4 protein-coding genes are annotated in these 4,452 nt (G+C 40.7%); all 4 read right to left on the minus strand.

The genetic code is table 11. The features are described from left to right. The coding region (locus Q8907_13215; protein MDP4275230.1) for a histidinol dehydrogenase at positions 1-561 on the minus strand (561 nt) is incomplete at its 3' end. 45 nt (positions 562-606) lie between these two features. After that, positions 607-1,467, minus strand: coding sequence for an ATP phosphoribosyltransferase (gene hisG, locus Q8907_13220; GenBank protein ID MDP4275231.1), 861 nt, complete (start codon positions 1,465-1,467; stop codon positions 607-609). A gap of 260 nt (positions 1,468-1,727) precedes the next feature. Further along, entirely contained in the window at positions 1,728-3,083 is a 1,356-nt protein-coding gene (locus tag Q8907_13225) for a YihY/virulence factor BrkB family protein (protein ID MDP4275232.1), read from the minus strand. Positions 3,084-3,172: 89 nt separating this feature from the next. Continuing rightward, entirely contained in the window at positions 3,173-4,423 is a 1,251-nt protein-coding gene (locus Q8907_13230; protein MDP4275233.1) for a competence/damage-inducible protein A, read from the minus strand. Positions 4,424-4,452 lie beyond the last annotated feature (29 nt).

Raw genomic sequence — 4,452 nt, forward strand, 5'->3', positions numbered from 1 at the left:
AACCCCTCCTACTTTAAATATCTTCTTTATACCGACCAGCTGTGCAGCAAACAAAATTGCAGGATTTATATTTCCTTCCTTATCCGGAGGAGTACACAAAACCGTTTCTCTGCATCCGGAGATCTGTGCAGGAATTCCAAGCATAAGAACAGTTGAAAACAAAGGAGCCGTGCCTCCGGGGATATATAATCCCACTTTTTCTATGCCTACTGCTTTCTGCCAGCACCTTACCCCCGGCATAGTCTCGATTTTCTGAAAAGCCTGTTTCTCCGATCTGTGAAAAGTTTCAATATTTTTGCATGCCAACTGTATGCTGCTTTTTAAATTTTCGTCCAGCCGGCCAGAGGCAGCTTCAATTTCGTCAGCTGATACTTCTATTTTATCCAGACTGACTTTATCAAATTCCAGGGTATATTTCTTCAGGGCTTCATCACCATCTTTCATGACAGCCAACAGTACATTGCGGACAATAGTTTCCAGCGACTGCAAGTTTATTGCAGGGCGCTGGAGCAAATTTTCCCATTCAGCCGGTTTAGGGTTCCTAATTACTTTTAGTTCCATTTCTTTAATAATTAGTTCAAATTTAGGCAAAATTTCAAACAATCTTTAAACGATCATCTTTTCAATCGGGATCACCAGGATACCCTGTGCACCTTTCGCTTTAAGCTGACCAATCACTTCCCAGAACTGGTCTTCACCAATTACAGAATGAACAGAACTCCAGCCCGACATGGCCAAAGGCATAACTGTAGGGCTTTTCATACCGGGAAGAACCTCAATAATTTCATTGAGCTTATCATTAGGGGCATTCAGCAAAATATACTTGTTGTTTTTGGCTTTCTGCACAGCTTCGATGCGGAATAGCAAATCGTTCAGGATTTTCTGTTTGGATGGCGAAAGATTGGCAGCAGAAGAAATAATCACAGCTTCAGACTTCAACACAACTTCAACCTCCTTCAAACCATTGCTGATTAAAGTGCTTCCGGAGCTGACAATATCAAAAATACCATCAGCCAGTCCAATGCCGGGGGCAATTTCAACAGAACCGCTAATTACATGGATTTCGGCAGAGATATTATTTTCTTTCAGATATTTCTTCAGGATATTGGGATAGGATGTTGCAATCTTCTTGCCCTCAAAATAATGCGCATCCTGATACTTCTCAGACTTGGGAATAGCCAGTGATAAACGGCAACGGCCAAAGCCCAGCTTTTTCACGGTGTGCACCTTAATCTTTTTTTCCAGGATCACATTTTCGCCGACAATTCCAATGTCGGCCACACTGTCGGCCACATATTGCGGAATATCATCATCACGCAAATAAAGCACATCAATGGGAAAGTTTTGCGACTGGGCAACCAGGGTACGGGCACCATTGCTGATATTGATACCTGCTTCGCCAATAAGTTCAATAGATTTTTCGCTAAGCCTGCCGCTTTTCTGGATCGCAATTTTTAGATTTTCCATAAGCTGAATATTATTTTCTGATAAAAATTAAACTTTAAGAGAAATAAAAATAAAAAAAGGTTTGCAGGAAATCTGCAAACCTTTTCATAAAATATCTGATAAATTTACATATTCCTGCACGTCAGTTCACGTAAAAGTGATGATGAAATAGTTGATGATGTGCAGAAATAATAATCATAATTATAATCAATTTTGAGACTGCAATTTTAGGAATAAATATTCAATTACAAAAGAAATTCATGATTTTTATCAGTAAAAAATCAATCCAGATCCCTTATTAATTTATTTTCAGGAAGTTGTTCTACAGCTTTGATAAAAGCCTTTTGTATTTCTTCCATTTTGTTCATTCCGGGCAAATCGTGCAGAACTGTATAAGACCCCAGATTTTCCAGGCAACTGATGACAAATTGCACATCCATATTTTGGATATCCCTGGCCGGCTGAAAAGCAATAACTTTCGGATTTTCAGTAATAACCTGCGAAAATACACCTGCCAATGATAATTGTGTAGAAATTTCATTTGCCAGGGCAAGGGGTATGTTCATTTCTTCAGCTATTTCGGCTAATGTCGGAGCTTTCAGACCCTCTGCAAATCTTCTCACTACCAGTTTCACCATCAGAAGGGAAAGCATCCTGCGGTTAGCAATACTTATATCAAATTTACCGGTACGGGTAACATAACTGTCAATATTCTGATGAGCATACGACAACTCAGAACCGAACAGCACGATGAGCCAACTGGTCTGTAAAAGTACAAGCAGCAAAGGCAGTGCGGCAAAACTTCCATAAATGGCATTATAATTGGCCACTCCTATCTGAAATTTTATATACACCCACTGTACCACCTGAAACGCTGATCCGGCAATTATGCCTGCAAAAATTCCGCTTTTGAATTTCACCTTGGTGTTGGGCATGATCACAAATATCAAAGTAAACAACAACCAGATCAGGACCAAAGGAATTAATTTTATCAAAAAAAAGATTAAGGGCGAAATATATCCCAGTATACTAATGCTTTTGGTTATGGCTTTAACTTGTGTTGTAATAAAAACGGTAGAACTACTTTGAATAATAACCAGGATAGGCGCCAGCAACATCATCGACAAATAATCGGCAAACTTTCGTCCCCAGTTACGGGGTTTTTTTACCCGCCAGATGATGTTTAAGGAATCCTCAATATTTCCGAAAATTTTCATCACCGACCATAATAAGACGATGATTCCGATACCGGCAATAAGGCCACCTTTTGTCTTTTCGAGAAAAGAAGTAGCAAAGTTGATCATCCAGTTCAATACTTCCTGCTGTTCGGAAAAATTATTGATAATCTGCTGTTTCAGATAATTATCAAAACCAAAACCTTTGGCTATTCCGAATCCCATGGCCAGTACGGGCACTACCGAAAGAAGCGAATAAAAAGTAAGCGCCGAAGCCTGTATGTTGATATTGTCTTCTTTAAACTTATGAATTGCAAGGATAATGACTTTAAGCGTTCTTGCCAGATACGACCAGCCGGGTTTCAGTTCTTTAAAACTAAGTACCCAAATATCATGGGTAATGAAATCTTTACCTTTGATCAGGTAATCTTTACTTTTGGCAATAATATCTTTGATTTTCATAAGGATAATAATATAACTATGCCGTTAAAGAACAAAAATTTTACTCTAAATCAGTATCAAAACTCAGGTCAATAAACTGCAAAGGGCTTTTATTGAATTTCCTTATCCAGTATAAGCCTGCGCAGCATGCTCATAGACATCACCGAAGCCTTATCAATGGTTCGTTGCCTGTCCTCGCCAAAATCAAATTTCCGGGCGACCGTCTTTTGTGCCGAGCAAACTGCAATCCAGACTGTACCCACCGGTTTTTCAGCAGAGCCGCCTGTTGGGCCTGCAATACCTGAAGTAGCGACAGAGAAATCGGTATTAAACAACCGCCTTACTCCTTCTGCCATCTGTTCGACCACCGGCCGGCTTACCGCGCCGCAGGCCTGTAAGTCTTTTGCTGAAACATTCAACACGGAAGTTTTTATTTGGTTTGAATAAGCAGTAACAGAGCCGGTGAAATAATCAGAACAGCCTGGAATCAAAGTGATCAGATGTGCAATATTGCCACCGGTGCAACTTTCAGCAACGGCAACAGTCTTTTTTTCAGCCCTTAGCAGATCGCCCAAAACCTGTGGAAATGTTTCATCATCATATCCGAAAATAAAATCTGCAATATATTTCTGAAGTTCTTCCACCTGATGGTCTATTTCCTTTTGAAGCCGGCTTTCGTCAGTATCGCTGCCGCTCATTCTGAGCCTGACCATTCCGGGAACGGGCAAATAGGCAAGTTTTATATTCGAAGGCAACTGCTTTTCCCAGGGTGCAATACGTTGAGCAAGGTGAGATTCGGCAAGGCCCTGGGTCATGATTGTTTTATGAATGATGTGGGGTGTTTTAAAATGCTTCCGGATCCTGGGCAGAACCTCGCGGGTCATCATGGATTTCATCTCAAAAGGCACTCCGGGCATGGAGACATAAACAATTCCGTTCTTCTCGAACCACATTCCCGAAGCCGTCCCGCAGTCGTTGAAAATAAGGTCACAATTTTCGGGCACATCAGCCTGGCCGTAATTAAGGCTATTCATGCCAACTCCCCTGCCTTTTAGCAAGGTTTCGATATGCCTGACCAGCGATTCATTTCTGATCAGTTGGGTTCCAAAATACTCTGCCAGTGTTTTTTTGGTGATATCGTCATTGGTGGGGCCAAGGCCACCGGTAATTAAAATGAGCTTTGAATATTTGCTGACTTCATTCAATGTATCAACGATATGTTCCTTATTATCTGAAATAGAGGTAATTTGACGAACGTTGAAACCTAAAAAATTAAGCTGTTGGGCCATCCATGCCGAATTGGTATCGACCACCTGCCCGATTAACAGCTCATCTCCAATTGTAATGATATCTGTATTCATGATAAAATGAGATAATGGGAATGTTCCCT

The sequence above is a fragment of the Bacteroidota bacterium genome, assembly GCA_030706565.1.
GTDB lineage: Bacteria > Bacteroidota > Bacteroidia > Bacteroidales > JAUZOH01 > JAUZOH01.

Coding starts and splice junctions, on each gene's coding strand:
- Q8907_13230 (MDP4275233.1), bottom strand. CDS start 4,423: ATGAATACAGATATCATTACAATTGGAGATGAGCTGTTAATCGGGCAG.
- Q8907_13225 (MDP4275232.1), bottom strand. CDS start 3,083: ATGAAAATCAAAGATATTATTGCCAAAAGTAAAGATTACCTGATCAAA.
- hisG (MDP4275231.1), bottom strand. CDS start 1,467: ATGGAAAATCTAAAAATTGCGATCCAGAAAAGCGGCAGGCTTAGCGAA.